This window comes from Niallia taxi, from assembly GCF_004005475.1.
GTDB classification, from domain to species: Bacteria; Bacillota; Bacilli; order Bacillales; family Cytobacillaceae; genus Niallia; species Niallia taxi.
Genome location: NZ_RZTZ01000003.1, coordinates 156647 through 182059 on the forward strand (window position 1 = coordinate 156647; position 25413 = coordinate 182059).

At 38.8% G+C, this 25413-nt stretch carries 19 protein-coding genes; 5 read left to right on the forward strand and 14 right to left on the reverse strand.

What is annotated here, in order from left to right; genetic code table 11:
• Positions 1–153: 153 nt before the first annotated feature.
• The 5 genes from EM808_RS10130 to EM808_RS10150 form a co-directional block, all read right to left on the reverse strand.
• Positions 154–1557 (reverse strand): glycoside hydrolase family 1 protein, encoded by a 1404-nt coding sequence (locus tag EM808_RS10130; protein ID WP_127738095.1) that lies wholly within the window; start codon positions 1555–1557, stop codon positions 154–156.
• Positions 1558–1697: 140 nt separating this feature from the next.
• Positions 1698–2993: a PTS cellobiose transporter subunit IIC gene (celB, locus tag EM808_RS10135; RefSeq protein WP_127738096.1), complete on the reverse strand. Its 1296-nt coding sequence runs from the start codon at positions 2991–2993 to the stop codon at positions 1698–1700.
• Positions 2994–3025: 32 nt separating this feature from the next.
• Complete coding sequence (locus EM808_RS10140; protein WP_127738097.1) at positions 3026–3358, reverse strand: PTS lactose/cellobiose transporter subunit IIA; 333 nt, start codon at positions 3356–3358, stop codon at positions 3026–3028.
• Entirely contained in the window at positions 3358–3669 is a 312-nt protein-coding gene (locus EM808_RS10145; RefSeq protein WP_127738098.1) for a PTS sugar transporter subunit IIB, read from the reverse strand. Before EM808_RS10145 ends, EM808_RS10140 begins: the two co-directional genes overlap by 1 nt.
• 185 nt (positions 3670–3854) lie before the next feature.
• Positions 3855–4499, reverse strand: coding sequence for a TetR/AcrR family transcriptional regulator C-terminal domain-containing protein (locus EM808_RS10150; RefSeq protein ID WP_127738099.1), 645 nt, complete (start codon positions 4497–4499; stop codon positions 3855–3857).
• Positions 4500–4627: 128 nt separating this feature from the next.
• Here EM808_RS10150 and EM808_RS10155 point away from each other — a divergent pair, with 128 nt between their 5' ends.
• On the forward strand, positions 4628–6118 hold the full coding sequence (locus EM808_RS10155) for an MDR family MFS transporter (protein WP_127738100.1): 1491 nt from the start codon (positions 4628–4630) through the stop codon (positions 6116–6118).
• Positions 6119–6159: 41 nt separating this feature from the next.
• Here EM808_RS10155 and licT read toward each other — a convergent pair whose 3' ends face one another.
• Positions 6160–7008, reverse strand: coding sequence for a BglG family transcription antiterminator LicT (licT, locus tag EM808_RS10160; protein ID WP_127738101.1), 849 nt, complete (start codon positions 7006–7008; stop codon positions 6160–6162).
• Positions 7009–7359: 351 nt separating this feature from the next.
• On the opposite strand from licT, the gene EM808_RS10165 reads away from it, so the two are divergent.
• Positions 7360–8481 (forward strand): histidine kinase N-terminal domain-containing protein, encoded by a 1122-nt coding sequence (locus EM808_RS10165; RefSeq protein ID WP_127738102.1) that lies wholly within the window; start codon positions 7360–7362, stop codon positions 8479–8481.
• 370 nt (positions 8482–8851) lie between these two features.
• Here EM808_RS10165 and EM808_RS10170 read toward each other — a convergent pair whose 3' ends face one another.
• The 8 genes from EM808_RS10170 to EM808_RS10205 form a co-directional block, all read right to left on the reverse strand.
• Positions 8852–9448, reverse strand: coding sequence for a nitroreductase family protein (locus tag EM808_RS10170; protein WP_127738103.1), 597 nt, complete (start codon positions 9446–9448; stop codon positions 8852–8854).
• Between the two features lie 200 nt (positions 9449–9648).
• A complete protein-coding gene (locus EM808_RS10175; RefSeq protein WP_127738104.1) occupies positions 9649–10635 on the reverse strand; it encodes an LLM class flavin-dependent oxidoreductase in 987 nt (328 codons plus the stop codon).
• A gap of 143 nt (positions 10636–10778) precedes the next feature.
• Entirely contained in the window at positions 10779–11672 is an 894-nt protein-coding gene (gene gnd, locus EM808_RS10180) for a phosphogluconate dehydrogenase (NAD(+)-dependent, decarboxylating) (RefSeq protein WP_127738105.1), read from the reverse strand.
• Between the two features lie 134 nt (positions 11673–11806).
• Complete coding sequence (gene zwf / locus EM808_RS10185) at positions 11807–13309, reverse strand: glucose-6-phosphate dehydrogenase (protein ID WP_127738106.1); 1503 nt, start codon at positions 13307–13309, stop codon at positions 11807–11809.
• 357 nt (positions 13310–13666) lie between these two features.
• Entirely contained in the window at positions 13667–15007 is a 1341-nt protein-coding gene (locus tag EM808_RS10190; protein WP_182104258.1) for a methyl-accepting chemotaxis protein, read from the reverse strand.
• A gap of 155 nt (positions 15008–15162) precedes the next feature.
• Positions 15163–15723: a sortase gene (locus EM808_RS10195; protein WP_127738107.1), complete on the reverse strand. Its 561-nt coding sequence runs from the start codon at positions 15721–15723 to the stop codon at positions 15163–15165.
• A gap of 52 nt (positions 15724–15775) precedes the next feature.
• Entirely contained in the window at positions 15776–17566 is a 1791-nt protein-coding gene (locus EM808_RS10200; protein ID WP_127738108.1) for a cohesin domain-containing protein, read from the reverse strand.
• Positions 17567–17666: 100 nt separating this feature from the next.
• Positions 17667–22598, reverse strand: coding sequence for a tandem-95 repeat protein (locus EM808_RS10205; RefSeq protein WP_127738109.1), 4932 nt, complete (start codon positions 22596–22598; stop codon positions 17667–17669).
• Between the two features lie 231 nt (positions 22599–22829).
• Here EM808_RS10205 and EM808_RS10210 point away from each other — a divergent pair, with 231 nt between their 5' ends.
• From EM808_RS10210 to EM808_RS10220, 3 genes are all read left to right on the forward strand, one after another.
• On the forward strand, positions 22830–23330 hold the full coding sequence (locus EM808_RS10210) for a GNAT family N-acetyltransferase (protein ID WP_285849798.1): 501 nt from the start codon (positions 22830–22832) through the stop codon (positions 23328–23330).
• A 47-nt stretch (positions 23331–23377) separates the two neighbouring features.
• Positions 23378–24106 (forward strand): MOSC domain-containing protein, encoded by a 729-nt coding sequence (locus EM808_RS10215; RefSeq protein ID WP_127738111.1) that lies wholly within the window; start codon positions 23378–23380, stop codon positions 24104–24106.
• Positions 24107–24225: 119 nt separating this feature from the next.
• A complete protein-coding gene (locus EM808_RS10220) occupies positions 24226–25203 on the forward strand; it encodes an NAD(P)-dependent alcohol dehydrogenase (RefSeq protein ID WP_127738112.1) in 978 nt (325 codons plus the stop codon).
• Positions 25204–25413 lie beyond the last annotated feature (210 nt).

Consider the following 25413-nt stretch of genomic DNA (forward strand, 5'->3'; position numbering starts at 1 on the left):
TCCGCTTAGTTTATGTATGCGTTATCATTTTGTATTACTTAAACGATAACTTAATTATAAACCTCTGTGAAGTTAACCGTCAATGATAGAAAGAGAACTTCCTTGATTGCAAAAAAAAAAGTGATTTCGATTGAAATCACTTTTTTCTCTCTTTTAAAATCCGTTATTCTCTGCAACTGCTTTAAACCATTGTCCGCTCTTTTTAACTGTGCGTTCACCGTCTTTATTAAGGTTTACAGATACGAAGCCATATCTATTTTTGTACGCATTTGTCCAAGACCAGTTATCCATGAACGTCCATAAATGATAGCCTTTTACATTAGAGCCTTCCGCAATTGCTTGATGAACCCATTTAAGATGATCGGAAATAAACTCAATTCGGTAATCATCTTGAATGATGCCTGTTTCATCACGGAATTTTTCTTCGCCTTCAACTCCCATTCCATTTTCAGAAATGAAGCATTCAATATTTCCATAGTTATCTTTTAAATTGATTAAAATATCATATATGCCTTTTTCGTAAATTTCCCAGCCACGGTGCGGATTCATTTTTCTGCCAGGCATCACATAGTTATCAAAATAGCGATCTGGCATAAATGGAGCCTCTGGATTAGGAAGATGCTCTTTCGCCTTTACCCTTCTTGGCTGATAATAGTTAACACCAAGAATATCAACTGTATTATTACGGATGATTTCCAAATCTCCATCCGCAATTTCCGGCATGAAGCCCTCCTCCTTCAGGATTGCAACAAGCTCCTGCGGAAATTCTCCTTTAACAGAAGGATCTAAAAATGATCTGTTAAAAAAGGCATCTGCCAACACGGAAGCTTTTACATCAGCAGGATTTTGACTGCGTGGATAAGATGGCGTCAAATTAAGGACGATTCCAATTTTCCCATCCTGTCCTTGGTTTTTATATGCTTGAATCGCTTTTGCACTTGCAAGGATTGTATGGTATCCGACTTGGACAGCCTTCTTGAAATCAACCTCATTCGGATAATGGAAATCGTACAGATAGCCGCCTTCCACTGGTACGATTGGTTCATTATGTGTAAACCATTTCTTCACACGGTCACCAAACAGCTCAAAGCATATGCTTGTATAATTTACATACGCATCAACGACTTCCCTGTTGGCCCATCCACCGATTTTCTGAAGCTCCATCGGCATATCGAAGTGGAAAAGACCAACAAATGGCTCTACTCCATTTTCAATGAATTCATTAATAACATTATTGTAGAATTCCACTGCCTTCGGGTTAATCTCTCCTTTGCCCTCAGGAAACAGTCTTGACCACGAAATAGACATGCGGAAGGAGTTATGACCAATTTCCTTCATCAGCTTAATATCTTCTTTATATTTCACATAAAATTGCGATGTATCTTGTGGACCAACTCCATCAAAAAAGCGCTCTGGCTGCTGTTCATACCAGTAATCCCAAATATTTTGTCCTTTTCCATCAACATTTGCTGCACCTTCCGTTTGAGTTGCTGATGCGGCAGATCCCCACCAAAAATTATCTGGAAAATTATATTTCACTTCATTATTTACTGACATTTTTTCTTTCCCCTTTCAAAGACATACTCTAAGATGAATTCCTTTGTTATAGGAAAAAGCAGGCATATTGAGCTTTTGCTGACGCTAAAGCCAATACTCTGCTTCCTCCCTTCCATTCATGTATTATTTAGCTGCTTTTATTAAGATGCTTTTTTCATTTCCTCTTCTTCCTTCTTCACATTGACACGGTCAATAACTTTCAGGAATGGGAACCAGATTGCAAATACGATTGCCATATTCACAAGCTGCATTAATCCTCCAGCGAAGGAGTTAGTAGCCATAATACCGTTGATGAAGAATGGTACTGTCCATGGAACGGTAACACCAGTAGGAGGTGGTACAATTCCTGTTGACATGGCGAAATACGTTACTAGCGTTACAATCATTGGTGAAATAATCCAAGGTACAATAATTAATGGGTTCATAACAATCGGTAAACCAAAGATGATTGGCTCATTGACGTTAAAGATACCAGGGCCAAGGCCAAGCTTCGCTACTTGCTTCATTTGCTTACTCTTCATGAACAGCAGGATTGCGAACACGACAGCAAGTGTCATACCTGTTCCACCCATGCCGACAGTATATATCTCCATGAACGGTTTTGAGATAATATGTGGTATTTCTTGTCCGCTCGTATATGCTGTTAAGTTTTCTACTTGCAGTGTATTCCAAATCGGGTCCATAACAGAGTTGATGATAATTTGACCATGAAGACCAAAGAACCAAAGAATTTGGATAAAGAATACTGCAATAAGTGTTGGAATGATGCCACTGCCCAAGCCTACTAATGGTGCTTGAATTGCTTTATAAATGACATCATGCAAGTTTGTATCAAATGCTGCTGTTACAAGAACGTTCACAAGCAGGAAGAATGTCAATGTAAGCACAGCTGGAATTAATGCTGCGAATGATTTTGCTACTGCCGGCGGAACTCCTGGCGGCATTTTGATCGTGATATTCTTTTGGACAATCGTGCGGTAAATTTCCCCTGCGATAAAGGCAGTGATCATGCCAAGGAACATCCCTTTTGCCCCAAGACGATCGACAGGAATGACACCTGAGATAGCTTCACCTGTCTCTGGCTGAACAACAAATGGCGTTAGTAATAAGAAAGAAACAAGTGCGATTGCACCGCCAAAGACAGCCTCCACATTATAGCTTTTAGACAGATAATAACCGATACCGAATACAACAAAGATAGACATGATGCCCATTGTTGCCGAGTTGGCTATCCCAAACAATGATTGGAATGATGCAATTGACTCTGCACTCATAAATTTCTTTAGGAATGGCAGATTTGTCAGTACGACAAAGATAGAGCCGAAAATCGTTAATGGAAATGACAGCATAAAGGCGTCACGCAGGACAGTCAAATAACGGTTGTTGTTCAGTTTCCCTGCTATTGGCACCAAAAATTGGCTTAATTTTTCAAACACAGGATTCTCCCCCTTTTGGATATACAGCTATTTTATAGGTTTTTTTCTTTAAAGATTTCAAGCAGCTCTTTCACAAGCTCCTTCATGGAAAGCGTTGACATTAAATGGTCTTCTGCATGCATAAGAAGAAGTGCGAATTCCACCTTGTTGCCTGATGCCTCTTGCTGAACCAATTTAAAATGGATCTCATGGGCAACACTTAAATCTGCCTCTGCTTGTACAAGCAGTTCATCTGCCACCTCCGGTTTACCTGCACGATACTCCCGAAGCGCCTCGATGATTTTGCTTCTCGCATTGCCACTGTGAAGAATAAGCATAAAGTTGATTTGTTCTGCTGTTAATGTATTAACATCAATCTTTTCCATTATTTATCACCCATCAAAGCAACTGCTTGTTCATAGGCTTTTTGACCATCCGCCAAACCATATGCCATCATATCGATAACATCCACTTTAATTCCGTATTGATCTGCCGCCTTTTGAAGTTCTCCCTTCAAAAAGCTCATTTGCGGACCAATTAGAACAACGTCTGCTTCTGCCATATCTTGCTTAGCCTTATCCTGGCCGACAGCCCATATTTTTGCTTCTACGCCGATTGTTTTTGCATGCTCTTCCATCTTGGTAACTAGTAAACTAGTAGACATTCCTGCACTGCAAGCTAGTAATATCTTTTTCATATCATTCATGCTCCTTTACCTTTTTATATGTTAAATTTTATTAAATCGTTTTCAAAAACCGCTTACATTTATTATTATAATCATTTGTTCTTATTTGTCTATACATTTAAATTATAAAATAAAGTCATTTTCAATCTTTGAAAATGATACAAAAAAAAGATGCTTTATTGGCATCTTTTTCTGTCTTAATGTAGCTGCTGCAGTCCTTTTATAATTACCTTTAAGCCGGAAAGGAAGTCATTACTTGATTTTAGTCCTTCATTTGGTGAAAGGAAATGGTGGTATATATAAGGGGCTTCTGCTTTAGAAAGGGCTGCAATTGCTTCGGAGAATTTGTCTTGTACTGCTTCAAAGCCAATTTCTTCAAGCATTCTTTGCTGCTTTTGTTCGTCTAATACATAGGAAGTCACATAAGTATTGATAAAGTTAACTGCCTGAAATATTTTGTCTTCTCGTAAGCCTGACCGATGAAAAATCGCAAATGTCCTGTTAATTAACAGTAATCTTTGTTTTGTAACAGGTAGTGTAACCATCATAATTTCAGCTCCATCAGGGACTGACAGTAATACTCTCCTCAGCTCAAGGGAAAATAACTCTACTTCTTCCTCCCAGCTGCTACATTCTTTCGGGAATGTAAATTGGCATGCTATGTATTCTCCGAGCAGCTCCAATAATTCCTGTTTGTTTTTTATATACCAATACAAAGCAGGAGCTTTTATTTTCAGCCTTGCTGCTACGTTTCTCATCGTCACATGTGCTAAACCTTGTTCGCGGAGTATTTCAAGCGCCGCATTTATTATTGCTTCTTTGCTGACATTTTTCTTCTGCATGAAGTCACCTCTTTACACTTATATTGTATATTATTTGTGGCTATAATTCTTTACTAACGTATTTAACCGTGTTAAACTGCATATTGGTTATTTAACACTGTTAAATTAAGAAATGAGGGTTATAATGTATGTCTTCTAAACAGACAAGATTAGTTCCTGTTATGATTGCCTTAATGCTTGGGATATTTGTTGCATCTCTAGACAACACAATTGTAGCAACAAGCATGGGCTCCATTATCGGCGACTTAGGCGGTATGGATAAATATGTTTGGGTTACTTCCGCGTATTTAGTGGCAGAGATGGCAGGTATGCCGATATTCGGTAAATTATCGGATATGTATGGCAGAAAGAAATTTTTTGTTTTTGGAATTTTACTATTTTTAGCTGGTTCTATTCTTTGCGGTATGGCAAATACAATGATACAGCTTTGTATTTTCAGAGCTATTCAAGGTATTGGCGGAAGCGCCTTAATGCCAATTGCATTCACAATCATCTGGGATGTAGTCCCTCGTGAAGTCCGCGGGAAAATGAGTGGTATTTTCGGTGCTGTCTTCGGTTTATCGAGTATTGCAGGTCCATTATTAGGATCTTTCATTACAGAACAATTTGATTGGCGTTGGATTTTCTTTATTAATATTCCAATTGGAATTATCGCACTAGCATTAATTGTTATTTTTTATAAAGAATCAAAAACACATACAAAACAAATCATTGATTGGTTTGGGTTTGTATTTTTGTTAGGTTTTTCTATTTCGTTAATGTTTGGATTAGAATTAGGAGGAGAAACTTATCCGTGGCAGTCATGGCAGATTATTTCCTTATTTATTCTGTCTGTTGTTTGCTTCATCGTTTTTCTGCTTGTGGAAAAACGGGCAAAAGACCCTATTCTGCCATTTAACTTGTTCAAAGAGCGACTTTACACAACAAGCGTCTTGACGGGGATGTTTTACGGCGGTGTGTTCATGGTGTCAACTATTTACATTCCGCTTTATATCCAAGGAGTGACCGGCGGGACTGCTACCAATTCAGGATTGCTTTTGCTGCCGATGATGGTTACATCAAGTGTTGCAGCAGCACTTGGAGGAGCATTTGCAAATAAATTCAGCTATAAGTCTATAATGATGACTTCCGGAATTATTATGGCAATCGGAACCTTCCTGTTAAGCACACTTGATGCAAGCACACCAAGATGGTCTATCACGATTTATATGATGGTGATTGGGCTTGGTGTTGGGCCTTCCTTCTCTGTTCTGGGGATGGCATCTCTGCAAAAAGCATTGCCACAGCAGCGAGGAATTGCCAGTTCAACAAGTAACTTCCTTCGTTCCCTTGGAATGACATTGGGAATAACAGTGTTTGGAGTAATCCAACGAAACAGCTTTACAGATAATCTTCCAGCAACGATGCCAGAAGGCGGAGCGGAAAGCGGAAGCATCCTGTCACCAGAAGCACGGGCTCATATCCCTGCAGATATTCTGAAACAAATTACCGACGTGCTGTCAGATTCCATCAGCACAACATTCCTGTGGACCTTCATTCCACTTCTGCTGTCCTTCGTGTTCATCTTGAGTATGACAAAGGAAAAAATTACCGATTCAAAATTAAATCAACAAGGCTGACAAAAAAACCACTGTTTCTTAAACAGTGGTTTTTTGCTGGGTTATTTCATCCGTTTCTCTCTTATTGAAACGCGGTGGATATGAATCATAAAGTAGGCAAGCTCATCCTTCGTCATCTTCATGGAATATTCCTTTTCCAAGTAGTCGGCAACCTTTATTGTACATTTATAAGCTTCGCCATATTGTCTCTTCACCTGGTTATAAAGAGCATCGTTTTGATCATCATTTATTTCACCGCGAAGCATACGATAAGCAAAATAACGCAGATGTGTGATAAACCGGCTGTAATTGACTGATTCTTCATTAAAGTCAATGCCATAATGATACTTAACAATATTCGTCACATCTTTAACGATATTTGTCATTGTTACTGTTTCTTCCATGCCAGTATGATCTTGTCTAGCATTGAAAATATGCAGAGCAATCGATGCAACCTCATCTTCTGGAAGTTCAACACCTGTTCTTTCCTTAATCAAACCTAAAGCAAGGCGGGCAACCTGATATTCAGCCTTATAGAACTTCTTTACTTCCCACATCAGTGCATTTTTGATTGGTATATCATTTTTTATTCTCGTAATGGCAAAGTGAATATGGTCCGATAGAGATAAATATAGGGAATCATTCAGCTCTGTGCGCAATTCCTTCTCTGCAAGCTCAATAATATCCTTTGACAGTGACATAATCTCATACGGAATCTCATTCAATAGCTCGGAAAGCTTGGCCGCGAAGTTTTCCGAAGGAGATACAAACATCTTTTGGACCTTCTCTTCGTCAATTTCGTCTCCGACCTTTTTCTGGAATGCGAGCCCCTTGCCCATCACTACCATCTCTATGGAATTAAGGTCTTTAGTCAAAGCGACATTATTATTAAACACTTTTATAATTTTCATCCTAATCACTTTTCCTTCGAATTTTTATCATAAAAAAACCCGAACCAAATAAACTCATAGATAGAACATTTTTGCTCCATAAGTTTAGTTGATTCAGGTTTTGCCTGCCGAACAGTAACAATCCTTACTAAACCTATTATAGATGATAACGTTTTCTATTGCAAGAATATTATGCATCAATATTCCTATAAAAAAGCATGTGTCTTTACTATTCCAGAAAAACTCGCATTTAAAACTGCCAATAATTAAAATTTCAAAAGATGAATTCAAAAAGGTTTTTAAATCACTTTGTCGAATAAGTTACATACATATCAATCATAACTGAAAAAAAATGCAAAGTGAGGGTTTGTTTTGCTTATAAACGACCAACAAAATAAACTTATGTTATTTCTGAAGGAACACCAGTCTTCATTCATCGATGAATGGATCGATATATCCGTCATCGAATCTAACGATCCACATAAGGAGGAAATCAAAAAAAATGCAGTGACCATGTATGGTCTTCTTATAAAGGTGCTAGAAGGCGAATATTCCAATACAGAGCTACAGGAGTTCGCTTATAAAGTCGGGAAAGAGCGGCTTGAGGCCGATATAAATATCGGCGATTTCATCTACAATGTGAATGCAGGCAGAAGCATCCTCATTAAATATTGTTTTCAAGCAAATCTTCCCGCACAGGAACTAGAATCTTTTGTTAACAGTCTGAACACCCTTTTTGATACTTTCTGTTATCATGCCGTTAAAAGATACACGCAATTAAAGAATCGGGAATTGCATACGAAAACACAGTATATCAATGACAACCATATGGACAAACTGGCAGTACTCGGACAAATCTCCTCCAGTTTTGTGCATGAATTCAGAAATCCATTAACCGCTATAATCGGATTTAATAAAATCTTGCGTGATGAGTATCCTGATTTGAAATACTTGGACATTATTCAGCATGAACTAAACGAATTGAATTTCAGGATTACCCAGTTTCTTCATACTTCTAAAACAGAGATCGTAAAAAAGGGCAAAGAAAACGTCGCGATTGATTTGCTTTTTGAAAATCTCAAGCAGCTTTGCTATGCAAGCACAGTCGATAATAAAATTAACCTTACTATTGAAACAGAGAAGCCTCTTTTCCTCTATACGTTTAAGGATGAATTAAAACAGGTTCTCTTGAATCTGATTATGAATTCTATTGATGCTTTAAAGCAAATGCCTAATGGCAGAGATTTAAAGATAAGCTCTAGAAAAAGCACAGACGAAATAGTCTTTGTTATTTCCAATAACGGGCCAATGATTGAGGAAGAAAACACAAAAACAATCTTTGAACCTTTTTATACGACAAAAGAGCTTGGGACAGGCATTGGCTTATTTGTGTGCAAGCAAATTATCGATAAGATTGGCGGTACCATTTACTGTAAATCTGACGAGGATTGGACTTCATTTTTTATCCATCACCCAATTTCTACTTGGGACTAAAAAGAGGCTGGGACAAAACAAAAAATAAGCTTTCTAAACACGAATAATAGAATTACAATTAAATTTAAAAAATGAAGGATGTGTCTAAATAGAATGTTGAGTTAAAGTTAGTTCGTTTCATTGCGCTGCACCCACTCGCTTTCCGCGGGGAGGAATGGAGCCTCCTCGTCTTCGCCTGCGGGGTCTCATCCTTTCCTCTATTTCCCTTAGTAGTCGAGTGGCCTCCGCTCCATTCCACTAAAGATTCTAATTTTTTGTATTTAAACTAAAAACAAAAAACCGAACTATTTAATCAATAGTTGATCGTTGATTAAGTAGTTCGGTCTTTACGCTGGTTCACATACTTATGTCACAGCCACTTCTTCTTTTCTTATTTGTAGAATCTCACACGATCTTCTAATGGTTTAAATTCTTTTTCTCCAGGTTGTGCTGTTGGTTTACCGAATGGCATTTGAGCAATTAGCTTCCATGTTGATGGAATGTCCCATTCAGCTGCAACTGCCTCGTCAATTAATGGATTGTAATGCTGTAATGATGCACCGAAGCCTACTTCTTCAAGAGCAGTCCAAATTACTAATTGGTGCATAGCATTTGTTTGGTTTGCCCAAACTGGGAAGTTATCTGCATACAATTCAAATGCTTTTTGCAATCCTTCTACAACCTCTTGGTCTTCAAAGAATAATACTGTTCCATATCCAGCTTTAAAGCTGTTAAGCTTTTCTTCTGTTGATGCAAAGTTTTCTGCTGGAACAATCTTTTTCAATTCTGCTGCAGTGATATCCCATACTTTATCATGCTTGTCATTTAGAAGGACAACAACTCTTGTGCTCTGAGAATTGAATGAAGATGGAGTGTGAAGCACTGCCTCGTTAATAATTTCTTGAATTTTTTCATCAGATACTACTTGTTCTTTGCTGATTGCATAGTGTGAACGGCGGTTTTTAATTGCTTCAAAAAAAGTACTCATTTTTTTATTCCCTCCAAGTGTTTTTTCGTTATCTTAAATAGGATTAACGACAATAATTATTTAACATACTACTAAATATCTCAAATCAACATATCTTTAATTCGAGATTATTATAACATGCTTGAAAATAATGTCAACTTTTTTGTCTCCAATAAAAGAAAAACCTGAAAAATATTTTCTTTCAGGTTTTTCTTTCTTCATTAAAAATCTATTTCCGCCAATAGCTTATATGATCTTACCTTATCTTCAAAATCATAAACATTCGTTAAAACCATAAATTCATCTGTGCCATAAAGCTTGCTAAGCCGCGAAAGCTCTTCCCTGATTAACTCCTTTGTGCCAATAACCATTCTCCGTCTGTTTTCTTTAATAGCTTTTTTATCTTCTTGTGACAGCACTTTGCGGCTGGCCTGATCAGGGCTTATTATTTCTGCATTTGCTTCTCCTTTTCCGAGGGCTAACAGCCATAAATCAAGGCTTGTAGCCAAAAACTCAGCCTTTTCAGTTGTTTCCGCACATATTACAAAGATGCAGATATTGGCTTTCGGCTTGTTCGGATAAACAGAGGGCTGAAAATGCTTATAATAATAGTCCATCGCCCTTTTCCCATTTAGCGGTGCAATAAAATGGCCAAAAGTGAACGCAATGCCTAGCTCTGCGGCAAGTCTCGCGCCTCTATGTGACACGCCGAGCATCCATATTTCAGGCAAGCTTTCGTGGACAGGATATGCTGTTACAGCATTTTTCCCTTTGTCATTACCGATAATATATTTTTGTAAATCCTGCACCTGCCGAGGGAATTCGTTTAAGCTTTTCCGAAGACCATCTGTCAAGGCAAGCCTTGTTTCAGGTGATCCTCCAGGAGACCTGCCAATCCCTAAATCAATACGATTAGGATATAAAGCTTCTAGCACTTTAAAATTTTCCGCTACTTTATAAGGACTGTATTGTGGTAAAAGCACCCCGCCGGAGCCAACCTTAATATGCTTCGTCTTTGCTGCGATATGTGATATCAACACCTCTGGAGACGTTCCTGCAATTCCGTTTGCATTATGATGTTCTGCAACCCAAAATCTTTCATACCCTAATTGTTCTGTTATTTGTGCCAATGCGGCTGTATTTTTTAAAGCAGTATAAGCTGTCGAACCACTGCTAATAACGGATTGATCCAATACACTTAATTTCAATCTTCCCTGTTCCCCCACTCCTACTTTATTTGCTTTTATTATTATAAACCCAATTACTGAGATATACTTAAAACCTGCTTTGTTAAGTCTCTATAAAAAGAAAAAACCCTCAAGCATGCGCTTGAGGGTAAATTCCTTACACTTTATTTCTTTTCAACAGCATGACCGCCGAACTCATTGCGGAGTGCCGCTACAACTTTGCCTGTAAATGTATCATTTTCAAGAGAGCGATAGCGCATCAATAAACTCATGGCGATAACTGGTGTTGCAGCCTGCAAGTCCAGAGCTGTTTCCACTGTCCATTTCCCTTCACCTGATGAATGCATAATTCCTTTAATTTCATCTAAATTAGCATCTTTAGAGAAGGCATTCTCTGTTAGCTCCATCAGCCATGAACGGATAACAGAGCCATTGTTCCATACTTTTGCGACCTTTTCATAATCGTAATCGAATTCACTTTTCTCGAGAACCTCAAATCCTTCACCGATTGCCGCCATCATACCATACTCTATTCCGTTATGAACCATTTTCAAGAAGTGACCGCTGCCTGCTGCACCTGCATAAAAGTAGCCATTTTCAACAGCTGTATCACGGAAAATTGGTTCTACAACATCCCATGCAGCCTGGTCACCGCCAATCATATAGCATGCACCATTTCGTGCACCAGCCATTCCTCCAGACGTTCCAACATCCATAAAGTGAACACCGAATTCCTGCAGCTCATTATATCTGCGGATTGATTCTTTATAATGGGAATTACCTGCTTCAATTACAATATCGCCCTTAGCAAGTAATGGTGCCATCTCGCCAATAACAGAATCTACGACATTATGAGGCACCATAATCCAAAGTACTCTTGGTGTTTCCAATGATTGCACAAGCTCTGTTAAGCTTGTAGTTCCATCTGCTCCATATTCCTTCATTTCTGAAACAGCAGCAGGATTTAAATCAAATGCTGACACTTGATGTTTATTATCCAATAGATTCTTTCCTAAATTTAAACCCATTTTTCCTAAACCAATTAAACCAACTTTCATACTTAAACCCCTCCTGATTAACTGAGAAAAAACATTTATTTTTATCCATATTCCTTTTGGAAATAATGGAAACTAAACGAACAATTTTATTATGACGCTGTTTATAGCATGTTCCAAATCACTGCTGATATGTGTTATCCGATGGAAACTAAGCTTTCTTTTGCTGCCGGTTTACTATCAAGCCACCACTTGAACCCATTTGCTGCAAGCAGCTCATCTGACGCTTCAGGTCCGTTAGAGCCTGCTGGGTAGAAATGCAATGGAGCATCGCCTTGTTCAAATGCATCTAACACTGGTTGCACCCATTCCCAAGACAATTCCACTTCATTCCAATGAGCAAAGAACGTAGAATCACCTTTGAAAGCATCGAATATTAAACGCTCATATGCTTCTGGAACATCCTTTTGGGCATGTGTAAGATCAATTTCCACTTGTTCTATTTTTCCATTTTCAAATGGGCTTTTACTGTTTAACAGCAATTTAATGTTTTCATTCGGACTGATTTCTATTATTAAGAGATTAGGCACAATCTGCTCCTTTTTCTCTTCATAAATTTCTTTCAGTGTATCTTTGAATTCGATGACAATCCGAGTAGATTTTTCTTTCATCTTTTTCCCTGTTCTAATATAGAATGGGACACCTTCCCATAAATCATTGTCAATCCAAATTCTTGCTGCTATAAATGTGTCTGTGCTTGAATTTTCTTTAATATTTGGCTCATCACGATACCCAACTGAAGCTTGACCGTTTACTTCGCCACTGCTGTATTGTCCTCTAATAATATTTTCGTGAATATCTTGCCCGTTAACTGGACGAAGTGCTTCCATTACTTTTCGTTTTTGTTCACGTATTTGGTCCTGACCTACTTTTTCAGGTGTTTGCATAGCAGTCATCATCAGCATTTGCAGCAGATGGTTTTGGACCATATCACGAAGTGCGCCAACATGATCATAATAGCCGGCTCTTTCTTCTACTCCGACCATTTCGCTTGCTGTAATTTGCACATTTGCAATATGCTTATTATTCCATAATGCTTGCAATACAGGATTGGCAAACTCTAATGCTTCTAGATTTTGGACCATTGGTTTTCCTAAGTAATGGTCAATGCGGTAAATTTCTTCCTCTGTAAATGCTTTGCTCAGTCTCTCGTTAAGCTCTCTGGCTGAAGCTAAATCATGACCAAATGGCTTCTCAATAAGCAGCTTTTTCCAACCTGCTGTTGTACCCAAACCGCTTTCCTTCAGATTTAAGGCAATGAGATCAAAAAACTCTGGACCAACTGACAGATAGAACATGCGATTTTGAGGTATGTTCAATTCAGCTTCCCGCTTTTCCACCTTTTTCAAAAGGGTTTCGTAATCCTCTATTTTTGTTGCATCTAGAATGCTGTAACGGAAGCTTGCAATAAATGCCTCCAATTGCTCGTCATTCTCCGCTTTTCTTCTCGAAAAAGTTTCAATTGATTTTCTCACATGCTCTTGGAAAGTAGCGTCTGTAAACTCTTTTCTTCCTAATCCAAAAACGGAGATGGCCTGCGGCATTTTTTTATCTAAATATAAATTATAAAGAGCAGGATATATTTTTCTTTTCGCAAGATCTCCTGTCGCACCAAATAACACAAATGTCATTGATTCCATTACTTAAACCTCCATATCTAAAACCATAAATGGTTAACGAGTTACTTTTTATTACCTTAGTTATTTATCATAACAATAATAATCCTGTTAGAATTTCATGTCAATTACAATAACTTCGCTTCGCGAAGTATTTTTCCCAAATAAGCATTTGCTCATTCTTGGTAATATAATGCTTGATAACAAAAGGAATTTTACATTTAATTCCCAGATATAATTGATCAGGCATATGGCAAACTATCATAATCATTTTGCTGATTGGAAATACATGATGGAAGTAACTTTTTTACTAATGGTTATTTTTTGTAAATAACCGCTTTAGAAGAAAAAAAGAACAGCTGTTAAGCCGCTCTTCTCCTACTATTGGTTTTCTCTCTTTACTTTAAACTTATTCACTTCTGTATCCAATTCCTCTGCCAGTACTTGCAATTCTTTAGAGGAAGCTGCAATGTTTTCTGTTGATGCAAGCTGTTCTTGGCCTGAAGCAGATATTTCCTCCGTATTTGCCGCGAAATCCTCTGCCGTTTCTGTCATTTGCTGAATTTGCTCGGAAATTATCCGTGATTTTCCGTTAATTGCATTCATGTGAGCTGCAGTCTGTTTAAAGTTGTGCACAATTCCGTCATACGTATGTTTAATTTTATGGAATGCTTCCTCTGTTATCTTTAAAGCATCCTTTTGTTCGTCAATTAGATTATGCGCTTTGTTGATATGTGAAACTGCTTGATTCGTTTTTTCTGTCGTGTCATGAATGATGCCAGTGATTTCCTTTGCAGCTCTGGATGATTCCTCCGCTAATTTTCTAATTTCATCGGCTACTACCCCAAACCCTCTACCTGCTTCTCCTGCTCTCGCCGCTTCAATTGCTGCATTTAGCGCCAGCAGGTTTGTTTGCTCTGCAATATTTGTAATGACGGCTACAAAGTTTCCGACTTGACCAATCATCATGCTCAATTCATTGATGGATGATGTTGCTTCTGCTGATACCGAAATGTTTTCATCCATTTTATTCCCCTGCAATTCTACCGTGTTCTGCCCCTCTACAATGGAATCAATGGAAGCTGCCGCTTTGTCAGCACCTATAGAAGCATCTCTCGTTATATTTTCCATCAGTTCGACAACCTCTAATAAAGTAGTGTTTACCTCACTGATTGTTTGGGCTTGACCATTGTTTCCTATTGCAATTTCTTCTATTGTTGCAACCACCTGATCAATATTTCTGGCATTTTCCTCTGTGTTTTTCGTAAGGCTGCTTGAATGTGCTGCAACTGTTGAAGAGACATACTTCAGCTGTGTTGCCATTGATTTCAATGAGTTTCTCGTCTCCAGAAGTGCTCTAGCCATTTCCCCTGTTTCGTCCTTTGATACAAGTGTCTTACCGAAAATACTATCGTCTTCCATTAATTCAAGCTCTGATGTTTTCTGAGCGATTTCTGTTAATTGAACAATTGGCTTTGATATTAATCTTCCTAGGAAGTATGCCAGGATAACACCAAGGACAATGGAAACACCAAGCCCTATAAGAACTTGCGTTGGCGGGAGATGTCCCAGCAGGCCGCTCTGTGCTTGATTTGTCCCTGAATTTCCACTTCCACTACCTTGGCTGCTGCTCATGAACAGCGATGCAAAGACATTGACCGCTGCTACAAATATAGAATTAAATAATGATAATATAATGATTTTTGTTGAGATTTTCTTCAAAGTAATTTCCCCTAATCTTTTTATTGTCGTTTTGTTATGTTGCTAACTATATAGGGAAAAACTTAAATTTCCCTTAAACTAGTTATAAACTCCTGAATAAAAAGACCTAAAAAGAGACTTCTAAAAAGTCTCTCGTTATCATTCTATTACCATTTTTAATCTGCTGTCTTTTCTGCAACAACAATCAGTCTGTTTTCATTATTATCTGTACATGTTATCAACGTTAGCTTTGAACTATTTGTGTCTTGTTCTAGTGGAGTGAGGTTCGTATCCTTCACGGTATACATTTTGGTAATACTGTATTCTGCCTTGTTCCCCTTCTCATCGGTTAAAAAAATCTCGTCCTTTTTAGTCGCCTTTTTTAATTTGCCAAATAAACTGCCATTTCGCATATTATGACCAGCGAGAACGAGATTTCCTGTTTCGTTCATATCAGGACCTGTCACCTTCGTTATTGAAATATCAAGATTTTCATCTGATGCTCCATCAAGGATGATGTAATTGATTTCGAGACTGGGTATGGTGATTTTCCCTAATACAGCAGTTTCTTGCTGATTGTTTTTCGTATCTATTTCACCGGTAACTGCTTTTTCATAACGCTCTGACAGCTCTGCTCTTTTTTGCTCATTTTTATAGTCTTCATAGAAACGAACCCCTCTAATAGCCAATAATCCAAGTAAAAGGAGAACAAGCAGAACGATTACTGTTTTTTTCATAGCATACTCCTAGAGAATGAGGAGAGAGACACAGTCCCTCTCCTCATAAATATTATTGCTTTTTCATCCTTCTCTTTTTGCTGACAAACAGAAAAACTAAAATTGCCGCAATTGCAACGATAGAGATATTCAAAATCGTATCAATATAAGAATCGTCGCCTGTTTTCGGCAGTTTCTTCAGATTTGTTTCAGTTCCCTGCTCATCTGTGCTTGCTGATGTGTCTGTGCTTGAAGATGCTTCCGTACCCTTGCTGTCCTTGGTATCATTGCCGCTAGCTGCTTCTTGGTCTGTATTGGTAGTAACAGCACCTGACAGGTACAGTGGCGTGAAGGTACTAAACTTATTTATTTCAAAGGCTAATCCAGTGAAGCCATCAATATGATAATTCGTAAACGAGGCATTGATAACTTCCTTCGTACCGTCATCATGCTCAATAAAGATTGGCAGGTCCTCAATACCATTATTTTTTGCTTTAATCGTATCAATCACATCAGATTCTACTGGCAAAACAAGCTTCACTTTCGAGTTTTCCATATTCGTCTGGATTTCCATCGGTCTTCCTAATACTTGGACATTCTCATATTCAGAAAAGCTTGTAATGCTGTTAAGTGCTCTGTCTTTCACTTCATTCTTTTCTGTTTCTGTTTTTACAGGAACGAAGCGGAAATATAAATCATCCTTTACATCTTTAAGAGACTCTTTTGGCAAAACGATTTGAGCATTGTTCATTACTACTTGTATATTAATATTCCCTTCGCTCAATAGCTTTAGAGCATCCTTTGGAATGGAAAAATACGTTTCAGAAATCTCATCCTGTGTATCTGGAATGATGATTTTAGCTGTGTTGGAGTCTTGCAGATCAGCACTTGTCAACAATTCCTTCACAACATCTTCTGTCAATGTCACTTTATCTGATTTAATACCAAATTCATCGGTAGTGCGATAAATAGGTGTTTTAGAAACAACTGAATCATTGCCTGATTGAATATCTACTGTGACAATTTCAGTATTAGTGTCTGGTTTTTCTTCCACTGCTGCTTTTTCCTTATTAACCTTCACCGTATAAGTTGAAGCAGATCCATCCTGTGCTGTTACTTTGATAGTGAAGCTGTTGCTGCCTTCTTTTAACGAAAAGCCTTGAGATAATGTTCCGCTCGTTACTTTTTTGTCATTAATAGTTATATGAGCATATTCATTCTGTGCTGTCGGAACAAAATTCAATGAATTAACTGTGCTTTTTACAGCAACCGTATAGGATTTCCCTTCTGGTGAAAAGGCTTCATTCCATGTCCCATCACTAACTAGTAAGCTGCTTAGCTTAGAATTGCTAGATTTATTGATTGTAAGGCTGCCGTTTTCTACTGTAGCACTTACGTTATTATTATTGGAATCAGTAAAGCTCAATGCTGCTGCATCATCTGTTGGAACAGTAATGCTTTTATTTCCGTATACTGGATTTTCCTTTATTAAGAAATCCACCGTAAATAAAGTAGAAGCACTTGTTAATGCATTATCCCCTCCAGTAGCATCTGCCCATGCTGCTCGCAAATACCCATCCTTGTTACTGAAGTTGCTTTGAAACTCTTGATTATCGCCAATCTGATGTATTCCCTTTACTTCCAAAGATGTATTGTCATAATTCAGCTCCAAACCATATGCAGCAATATCTGTCGCTGGTGCTGAAACAGACACAGGTACTGTTATCACTTGACCCGCTTCCCCTTGAACATCACCGATTTTCACCGTAACGCTTTTGGAAGCAGCTGCAAATGCCTGCACAGGCACTGTCAGCATTGTAATAAGAAGGACAAGCAATAAAGCTTTTATATTCTTTCGGTTCATCCTGTAATCTCCCTTAATTTTAAAGTTAACGCGTATTTATCACTATCAGGTGAAAGTGTCCTACAAGGCACATCTTTCACCTGGTTTATTAGATCATGTTTTAATCTCTTTTACTGAAATGATTGTAGATATCACTTGTATAAGTATTCCATTGACTTGGCACATAGCGGTCAATCCCGTCTTTAATATCTGTATTCCTAACCATTGTCACACTTCCCGTAACAATTGGAGTGCTTGATGCCGGATCTCCTAATGTATCAACAACTGTTCCGTTTGGAGCTATAATTTGCAATGCGTTTACTATGTTGGTTCCTCGATCTAGAGTAGCTTCTTCATTGTAATACATAACATTTGGAACAATATCGAAATACTCATAAAAAATGGAATCAATAATTAAAAACGGATTAACATCTGCATATTGCAGTCTTAAGGCAATTTCAGAAGTTTTTCTTACTCCTTTATCAAGAGAATATATTTTCAGCTTATATGGCTCTGTAGTTGGAGTTGGGCTGTAAATTTCAATAGCTGAGCGCCCATCGCCACCGTGTAAATATTCTGTAATGATCGGTGTTGGTGCATCAGCACTTGGTACAAACTCCAAGCTGTTAGATGTCAGATCATTGCCTTTTTCCAAAGCTGTACCTTTTATTGTTACTGTAAAATTACTGAACTTCGTATCAAAATCTGTTCCATCATAACCAAGCACTAGTGTAAGATTGTTCCCCATTACATATTGATCCATGACGGTTACTCCTGCAGGCACATTGTTCAGGATAATATCATCTGCCGTTAAGCCGTCCTTAAAGCTATCTCCTGAGATATCCACATATACAAATGCGCCAAACATTTGCTTCATCGCTTCTTCTTCTAAAGGAGTGCTTGGATCAGCATAAGCTGTCAGACCTGGGGCCGCTTCTGTTTCGAATTTCCACTCATTATTGTTATTTACATAGGCATTTTCTGCTTCATCAACAAATGCATTTGAACCAACAACAATTGAATACTCTTTTCCTTCTGCAAAATCAGGATGCTTAATTGTAATTGTAGCTCCATCAATCACGACATGCTGCGTGTCATTCGCCTCGTATTCTGCAAATGTGCTGCCGTCACTATTTTTAATTTCGATTTTTCCTGATCCAGCTAAAATATTTTCACTCATCGTAATGACTAAATCATCAGAAACCCCAACCTCACTTGCAGAATTCGCCGGTGTTGTGGATACAATTGTCGGCGCAACACTGTCAGCAAGTTTTACCTTTTCACTTGCATTGCTTAAGTAACTTTCAGATGATTGCTCACCTGTTGCTGCAGCAGGCTTTACTTCAAAGAATAAATACTTCTTCAAGTCAGCATTTGTTATTTTGTATTCGTTAGATGTCGCGCCAGCTATTTTTGTTTTATCACTGCCGTCTTCTTTGTCACCACTATACCATTGGAATGTCGATTGCTCTTCTGCATCGTTTTCGACATCATGATAGCTGTATGTCCCCGTCAGCGTTTCACCAACTCTTGCAGTACCTTCCAATTTCACATCACTTGCTGTCGGCGCATCATTTACAGCCTTAATTGTCACTTCTACCGTTGCTTTTTCGGAATCAGAGTTGCCATCATTCACCTTGAATATAAACGAATCTGTCCCATTCGCATCCTTGCTCGGTGTATAAGTGAAAGCACCAGTCTGTTCATTTGTGATGACTACTGTTCCTTTGCTGCCGTTTTCAACAAGAGAGAATATCAGGCTGTCGCCTTCTGGATCAGAACCTGTTAACTTGCCATTAAAGCTGCCATCTTCCTCTAACTCTATTGAACTAGCATCTGCTGTTGGCGTATCATTCACTGCCTTCACTTCTATTTCAACCGTTTGTTCAGCAGATTCTAATTTTCCATCTGTTGCTTTATATGTGAACGAATCTTTGCCGCTATAGTCCTTGTCTGGCGTATACGTAAATGTTCCATCCGCATTTAGGACAAGCAGTCCGTTGGCTGGCCCCTTCACTAAGATTGCCTGTAGATTATCATTATCTACATCCTCGTCATTAGCAAGAATGCTCTTCTCTGAACCAATCGTCAGCTTTTCCTCTTCATTTGTCGTAAAGCTGTCACTAGCCGCTGTTGGCGCGTCATTCACTGCTTTAATCGAAATGGAGACTGTGGCTTTTACAGGTTCTCCTTGACCGTCTGTCACTGTAAAGACTACCTTGTCTTCTCCGTTGGCGTTTTTGTCAGGTGTGTAGGTGAATTTGCCTGTTTCTGCATCTGTCAGAACTGCTTTTCCTTTTTGGCCGTTTTCGGCAATCGCAAATGTCAGTGTATCCTTGTCTGCGTCGCTTGCTTCAACCATACCGCTAGCTGCTTCATCTTCTGTTACATTCAGCGAGCTGTCCTTCGCAGTAGGAGTATCATTCACTGCCTTCACTTCTATTTCAACCGTTTGAACAGCTGACTCTAATTTTCCATCTGTTGCTTTATATGTGAATGAATCTTTGCCGCTATAGTCCTTGTCTGGCGTATACGTAAAGGTACCGTCTTTATTCAACTCCAGCTTTCCGTGTGCTGTAGCTTTCATTAGGATGGCTTCAAGAGCGTCATTATCAACATCCGTATCATTGTTTAGAATGCTTTTTGCAGCTTCAATCGTCAGCTTTTCCTCTTCATTTGTCGTGAAGCTGTCACTAGCCGCTGTTGGAGCGTCATTCACTGCTTGAATCGAAATGGAGACTGTGGCTTTTACAGGTTCTCCTTGACCGTCTGTGACTGTGAAGACTACCTTGTCTTCTCCGTTTGCGTTTTTGTCAGGTGTGTAGGTGAATTTGCCTGTTTCTGCATCTGTCAGAACTGCTTTTCCTTTTTGACCGTTTTCGGCAATCGCAAATGTCAGTGTATCCTTGTCTGCGTCGCTTGCTTCAACCACACCGCTAGCTGCTTCATCTTCAGTTACATTCAGCGAGCTGTCCTTCGCAGTAGGAGTATCATTCACTGCCTTCACTTCTATTTCAACCGTTTGAACAGCTGATTCTAACTTTCCATCTGTTGCTTTATATGTGAATGAATCTTTGCCGCTATAGTCCTTGTCTGGCGTATACGTAAAGGTACCGTCTTTATTCAATTCCAGCTTTCCGTGTGCTGCTGTTTTCACTAGGATGGCTTCAAGAGCGTCATTATCAACATCCGCATCATTGTTAAGAATGCTATTAGCTGCACCAACCTCTAGCTTTTCATCTTCCTTCGTCGTGAAGCTGTCACTAGCCGCTGTTGGCGCGTCATTCACTGCTTGAATCGAAATGGAGACTGTGGCTTTTACAGGTTCTCCTTGACCGTCTGTGACTGTGAAGACTATCTTGTCTTCTCCGTTTGCATTTTTGTCAGGTGTGTAGGTGAAGTTGCCTGTTTCTGCATCTGTCAGAACTGCTTTTCCTTTTTGACCGTTTTCGGCAATCGCAAATGTCAGCTTATCCTTGTCTGCATCGCTTGCTTGAACCACACCGCTAGCTGCTTCGTCTTCTGTTACATTCAGCGAGCTGTCTTTCGCAACTGGTGCGTCATTCACTGCTCCTACCGAAAGGACAACTGTTTGCTCTGCTGATTCTAAAACACCATCGGTAGCTTTATATACGAAAGAATCACTTCCATTAAAGTCTTTAGCTGGAATGTATGTAAATGTTCCATCTGCTTTAAAATCAAGTGTGCCGTGAGCAGTTCCTTTTACAAGGACAGCTTTCAGAGAATCTTTATCCACATCCTCATCATTCAGCAATACACTCTTTTCCTTACTAACAGTTAATGTTTCATCTTCCTTAGTAGAATAAGCGTCACTTTTTGCTGTTGGAGCATCATTCACTGCCTTAATAAACACAGACACCTTAGCAGTAGAAGTTAACTTGCCATCACTTACTTTATAAGTGAAAAAGTCTTCTCCATTTTCATTTGCATTTGGCTTATAAGAGAAAACTCCTGTTTTCTGGTCAAGAATCGTTACTTTGCCTTTTTTGCCATTTTCAACAATCGTATATGTCAGTGTATCACCATCAACATCTTCCCCTAACAGTGTTCCAATTCCAACAGTATCCTCTTGTGTATTTAACACACCATCCTTTGATACAGGTGCATCATTTACAGGCAATACATTAATTGTGACTGTTTTCGCTTCTGTTGTGCTATTTCCATCACTTGCTTTATACGCGAATCGATCTTTTCCGACAAAATTTGCACTTGGTACATATTGAAACGACCCATCCTCATTAAATGTCAATTTTCCATTTTCAGGATTGGTTGTCACCGTTGCCGTTAGTTCCTTGTTTTCTGGATCAATATCATTTGCAAGCACGCCCACTGCTGCATTTACCTTAAGCTGCTCATCTTCATTTAGTGTATATGTATCATCTACTGCTACAGGTGAGTCATTAATTTCCGTTAATTGGACGAAGGAATTTTCTTCAATAGTTGCAGAAACGTTTTTGCCAACATAACTGCTCATTAAAGTAGTCGCATCCAAATTAGTAATTTTACCGTCACCATTTATATCAAGTAACTTCTGCTGTTCAGATGAAAGCTTAACCTTACCGCTGATAACCTGATAGATGTAAAGAGAGTCTGCAGGTGTAATCGTGCCATCACCGTTAATATCACCTTTTTTCGTGACATTCACTTTGAAGGTGTTAGTGACAGTCTGCTTACTGTTTTTTGCGGTAACGCTTATTGTCGTTTCACCGAAATCCTTTATTGTGAGCGTCAAGACTTGCTTGTCAAAAACAGCTTGTACAGATTGTTTATCTGATGCTGCTTCCAGCACTGTATCTGCACCCATTGCTGCAAACTGGTCGCTGAAATTTATCGTCAATGTTTTTCCATTCATTGCAGTTTTTGACTTCATCCATTCAAGATTCTCATCAAAAATAACTTTATCTGTCCCATTTCCTTCAGCCATTGTGATAGAAGGCCCTGCTAATGGTGCTGAAAATAACAATGCAGCACTAAAAATGGACACAATCCCTTTTTTGCTTAAAGGAATAAAAGGATATTTTTTCTTTTTCACATATTTTCCCCCAGTTGTTTATGAGTTACCTATCTTCATAGTCCACAGTCCCAAAAGAAGGGCTCAACAACAAGCTTAGTTCTTTCGTCACTAGTTCTATATACTCATCATACTTAATTGACCATCGTTCAGTAAATATAAATTTTTAAGGAGTTAAAATATTTGTTATAGTAGATGGAAAAGAATAATATCTAGCAAATTGAAGGAGGACAACAAACAGTGATAAGACCTATGGAGGAAAGGGATCTCTCCCATATCCTGTCTATTTATAATGATGCAATTCTTAACACTACCGCTGTATATACATATAAGCCAGATACATTAGAGAACAGAAAGCTATGGTACGAACAGAAGCTAAAGGACGGATACCCGGTAATCGTCTATGAACTAGACAATAAAGCAGTCGGTTTTGCTACTTTCGGCCCCTTCCGTGCTTGGCCTGCCTATAAATATTCTATTGAACATTCTATCTATGTCGACGGCAATTACCGCAGAAAGGGTATTGCGGCAGTACTATTGAAGGAGCTTATCGCCATTGCTTCAGAAAGAGAGTATGCTACACTGATTGGGGGTATAGATGCTTCTAATGAGAAAAGCATTGCCCTACATAAGAAATTTGGCTTTGTCCATTCTGGTACTATTGAAAAAGCCGGCTATAAATTTGATAGATGGTTAGATTTAGCATTTTATCAATTACACCTGCCAGGACCAGAAAATCCACTCGGAGAATAATGAATTAGACAGTGCTTCAAGATACTATAAAATGGAGGTTTTCGTTCATGTTAATAGGTCATATTGAAGAAATTGTTCGTCATCCAGTAAAATCTTTTCGCGGAGAAAGCGTAGCAGAAACAAATGTTATGGAATATGGTCTGTATGGTGACAGAAGCCATGCTTTTTCAGATGACACAGGAAAAGGAAAATATTTGACAATCACTCAATTCCCGGAGATGGTTCGTTATTCGGCAAGGTTCGCAGGAGAAGAAGCAATGTCTGAATATCCTAGCGTTGAAATTACAACACCTGAAGGAAAAGTAATGAATTGGGGAGATGCAGCTTTAGCCTTGGAATTAGAGGAAAAGTCGAAAAGAAAAGTCTCCCTGCTATCCTATACACCAGAAAATGTTCCTTTGGGAGCAATTGAAGAAGAGCATATCCAGCTCGTGACAGACGCATCACTTGAAAAGCTTAAGGAGCTTTGGGGCGAGTCCGCTGTTGACCATCGCCGCTTCCGCCCAAACCTTATCCTTTCTTTAAAGGACAAGACTCCTTTTATAGAAGAAAGCTGGTTTGGCAAGCGCATAAAAATTGGAAGAGAGGTAGAATTGCAGGTGAACAGGCATTGTGAAAGATGCATGATTGTTACAGTTGACCCTGACAATGCAGAACGGTCTCCTTCTTTATTAAAAACTGTTTTTAAGGAAAGACAAAATAATTTTGGCGTTTATGCCTCTGTTATTAAAACAGGAAAAATTCATTCAGGAGATGAGGTTCATCTGTTTGATTGAAACTATATTTTTATAAAACACTGCATCCTGTTGTCTGGATGCAGTGTTTTTATGTCTTACATGCTTTTCTGCTACATATCCTTAATTGACATTATTATCTTTTATAAGGAGGAGAAAGGATGAAGGCAATTGTTTCTAATAAATACGGCACGCCAGAAACACTGACACTTTCCGATATAAATAGGCCATTACCTAAGGAAGGGCAAGTGCTAGTGAAAATTTATGCTGCATCCCTTAACTATGGAAATCTTGTCTTACTTAGTGGCAAACCATTCTTAGCACGCTTTGCCTTTGGATTGTTTAAGCCAAAATATCAGATACCAGGTGGCGATATTGCAGGTGTTGTGGAGGCCGTCGGAAACGGGGTTACCCAATTTAAACAAGGTGATGAGGTGCTTGGGGACCTTTCTCAAAGTGGCTGGGGTGGCTTTGCTGAGTATGCTGCTGTACCTGAAAAAGCTCTAGCCATAAAGCCGGAGAACCTATCCTTTGCAGAAGCAGCAGCTGTTCCAATGGCAGGCACGACTGCATTACAGGCATTGCGAAATAATGGCAAAATACTGCCTGGACATAAGGTATTGATATACGGAGCATCTGGCGGTGTAGGCACCTTTGCGATTCAAATCGCCAAAGCACTAGGTGCAGAGGTAACTGGTGTGTGCAGTACAAGAAATAATGAAAAGATAAAATCATTAGGCGCTGATTATGCGATTGACTACGCAAAAGAAGATATCACAAAAAACTCCCAAAAATATGATCTTATACTGGCAGTGAATGGTTATCAACCCATTCATGCCTATAAACAGTTACTAACGGAAAAAGGACGTTATGTTATGGTTGGCGGAAAAGGAAAGCAAATGCGTGATGCTATGCTGCTTGGTCCTTTCCTGTCTTTATCAAGCGATAAAAAATTTGGCAATATGCTGCAAAGAGCAAACCAGTCTGATTTGAATTTCCTAAGGAACCTTATTGAACAGAATAAGCTCAAGCCTGTTATTGATAAGGAATTTCTTATAAGTGAAGCAGCAGAAGCTTATCGCTATTTGAAAGAGGGCCATGCACAAGGCAAAGTTATTATTAAAGTGGCAGATGACTGAATGGTTAGAGGCTGAGACATAAGTATGTAAGTTTAATAGTTGGTTTCTTTGTTAAAAACCATGGAGTGGAGACCACTCAACTCCTGCTAGAAATAGAGGAAAAGATGAGACCCCGCAAGTGAAGAAGAGGAAGCTCATCTTCGCTTGCGGAAAGGACGAGCGAGCGTGCAATGAGACGAACTAATTTCTAAAGCCATACTCTCTATTTCA

Excerpts from the sequence above, each read along its gene's own strand:
- EM808_RS10130 (WP_127738095.1), bottom strand. The coding sequence starts at position 1,557 with ATGTCAGTAAATAATGAAGTGAAATATAATTTTCCAGATAATTTTTGG.
- EM808_RS10140 (WP_127738097.1), bottom strand. The coding sequence starts at position 3,358 with ATGGAAAAGATTGATGTTAATACATTAACAGCAGAACAAATCAACTTT.
- EM808_RS10145 (WP_127738098.1), bottom strand. The coding sequence starts at position 3,669 with ATGAAAAAGATATTACTAGCTTGCAGTGCAGGAATGTCTACTAGTTTA.
- EM808_RS10150 (WP_127738099.1), bottom strand. The coding sequence starts at position 4,499 with ATGCAGAAGAAAAATGTCAGCAAAGAAGCAATAATAAATGCGGCGCTT.
- EM808_RS10155 (WP_127738100.1), top strand. The coding sequence starts at position 4,628 with ATGTCTTCTAAACAGACAAGATTAGTTCCTGTTATGATTGCCTTAATG.
- licT (WP_127738101.1), bottom strand. The coding sequence starts at position 7,008 with ATGAAAATTATAAAAGTGTTTAATAATAATGTCGCTTTGACTAAAGAC.
- EM808_RS10170 (WP_127738103.1), bottom strand. The coding sequence starts at position 9,448 with ATGAGTACTTTTTTTGAAGCAATTAAAAACCGCCGTTCACACTATGCA.
- gnd (WP_127738105.1), bottom strand. The coding sequence starts at position 11,672 with ATGAAAGTTGGTTTAATTGGTTTAGGAAAAATGGGTTTAAATTTAGGA.
- zwf (WP_127738106.1), bottom strand. The coding sequence starts at position 13,309 with ATGGAATCAATGACATTTGTGTTATTTGGTGCGACAGGAGATCTTGCG.
- EM808_RS10195 (WP_127738107.1), bottom strand. The coding sequence starts at position 15,723 with ATGAAAAAAACAGTAATCGTTCTGCTTGTTCTCCTTTTACTTGGATTA.
- EM808_RS10200 (WP_127738108.1), bottom strand. The coding sequence starts at position 17,566 with ATGAACCGAAAGAATATAAAAGCTTTATTGCTTGTCCTTCTTATTACA.
- EM808_RS10210 (WP_285849798.1), top strand. The coding sequence starts at position 22,830 with ATGGAGGAAAGGGATCTCTCCCATATCCTGTCTATTTATAATGATGCA.
- EM808_RS10215 (WP_127738111.1), top strand. The coding sequence starts at position 23,378 with ATGTTAATAGGTCATATTGAAGAAATTGTTCGTCATCCAGTAAAATCT.
- EM808_RS10220 (WP_127738112.1), top strand. The coding sequence starts at position 24,226 with ATGAAGGCAATTGTTTCTAATAAATACGGCACGCCAGAAACACTGACA.